Source organism: Moorena sp. SIO3I6 (assembly GCF_010672095.1).
Map to the genome: position 1 here is coordinate 1 of NZ_JAAHHU010001117.1, position 1,662 is coordinate 1,662.

The following is a 1,662-nucleotide window of genomic DNA, read 5'->3' on the forward strand; positions in this document are numbered from 1 at the left end:
TTGTTGTAGTCGCTTGGCTTGATCTGGGTCGATGGTATAGCGATGCTTAAAACTTTCTAAATCAATTTCTTGGGGTAGTGTCTCATCATTAAAGTACACTGTAACTTTCTTTTGAGCACCATAGCGTAAAACTGTCAGTAAAGCTGTACAAGGATTGACATCACTGGGCAGTAAGTTCTCACCAATTAAAGCATTGAGAAATGTACTTTTTCCCCGCTTCATATCCCCTAAAACTAGTAGTCGGAATCGCCCCTGCTGTAAATTTTTACTGACTTTATAGATATCTTCAATATCTCTATCTAAGCCTAATTTACCGGAATTATTCTCCCCTGCGGATTCCGATTGCTCAAGAGTGTTCTTGATTTGATTTAAATTAGTGGCGATTTCAGCACGAACTCTGGCAACGCGATCGAGATCATGGAGAAAATTTGTGGTTTCCATTTTAGTACTCATCTTTAGTTTGGTATTAGCTAATTAATGGTTTTAAAGGGAACAGGGAATAGGGAATAGGGAACAGGGAACAGGGAACAGGGAACAGGGAGTAGGGAGTAGGGAACAGGGAGTAGGGAGTAGGGAGTAGGGAGTAGGGAGTAGGGAGTAGGGAGTAGGGAACAGGGAACAGGGATTAGGGATTAGTAGGAAAAAAATGTAGTTTTTTGTGTTATTAAAGTTTCCTAATATAGTTAGGGTTTATATATGATTAACCAACTATTTATCATGGCACCCTTTAATTATTTAATGTGAATTTATTATGTCTTTACTGGTAATTTATAATTTTTACCTTATTGCCTTTTGTTTTGTTTATTCAATCATCATCTTTCCAGAAAATTTCGTATCCTAACCAGGCAAGTCCTCCAACGATCATGACGATAGCAAGCCAATAAGCAATTCTAATGGTTATAACAACAGCAATGACAACGGCCAAGAATTTTCCAAATCTAGCTAGCTTTCTGCCCCACTTTTTTAGTTTACCTTCAGTTTTTTGATGCTTCTGGGTTTGATGAAATTGTTGTTCTTCTTTATAAATTTCCGTTTCGATTTCCCGGAGTCGAAGGTCTCGCTCCCGTTGCTGTAGTTCTCGTTCTCGAAGCTCAAAGTCTTTAGATTTTTGTTCTTTGGAATTCATCAGATTTTCCTTAGTTGACTGCAAATTTACTGCTTGACTGACAAATCTAGTCTGATGCTTCTGTAATGGCTTGACAGTACCCACAGGGGTAGTTTTATGATTAGTCTTTAGCTACTATAGCAATTCTAAATTGAGTCAATATAGCTCATAAGTATGATCAAGGCTATAGTTTTTACGAAAACCTCCTTTCACTATAGTGCTGAGTAAGACTTGTGACTGTTTACAACTAGAGAGGTTACAGTTAATAGGTTACAGTTATAGAGTGCCCGGACAATCTGGTCTGATTAACAGCAGAAGGTCTAATCTCCTCAGGACTTACTTAGGATTTCTTGAATCACATGGAAACTGAACCATTACAGGCCAATACAACACCCTTTTTCCATGTGTCCGTATTGAGTCAGGAATTAATTGAGGGACTAGCTATCTGCCCTGGTGGTCATTACTTGGATGCAACTGTGGGTGGTGGTGGACACACTAAGTTAATTTTAGCAGCAGCACCGGATGTGGAGGTTACAGCTATTGACCGGGATGCTAAA

The 1,662-nt window shown here is 38.9% G+C and carries 3 protein-coding genes; 1 reads left to right on the forward strand and 2 read right to left on the reverse strand.

Going from position 1 to position 1,662, the window contains the following annotated elements; translation table 11 throughout:
* On the reverse strand, positions 1-453 hold a 453-nt coding region (locus tag F6K49_RS46750; RefSeq protein WP_293109306.1), incomplete at its 3' end, for a dynamin family protein.
* Between the two features lie 352 nt (positions 454-805).
* Positions 806-1,126 (reverse strand): hypothetical protein, encoded by a 321-nt coding sequence (locus F6K49_RS46755; protein ID WP_293064890.1) that lies wholly within the window; start codon positions 1,124-1,126, stop codon positions 806-808.
* 338 nt (positions 1,127-1,464) lie between these two features.
* Between F6K49_RS46755 and mraW the strand changes: the two genes are divergently transcribed.
* A partial coding sequence (mraW, locus tag F6K49_RS46760; RefSeq protein WP_293109308.1) for a 16S rRNA (cytosine(1402)-N(4))-methyltransferase occupies positions 1,465-1,662 on the forward strand: 198 nt, incomplete at its 3' end.

What these genes read in the sequence shown, in the direction of transcription:
- F6K49_RS46755 (WP_293064890.1), bottom strand. Translation starts at nt 1,126, where the DNA reads ATGAATTCCAAAGAACAAAAATCTAAAGACTTTGAGCTTCGAGAACGA.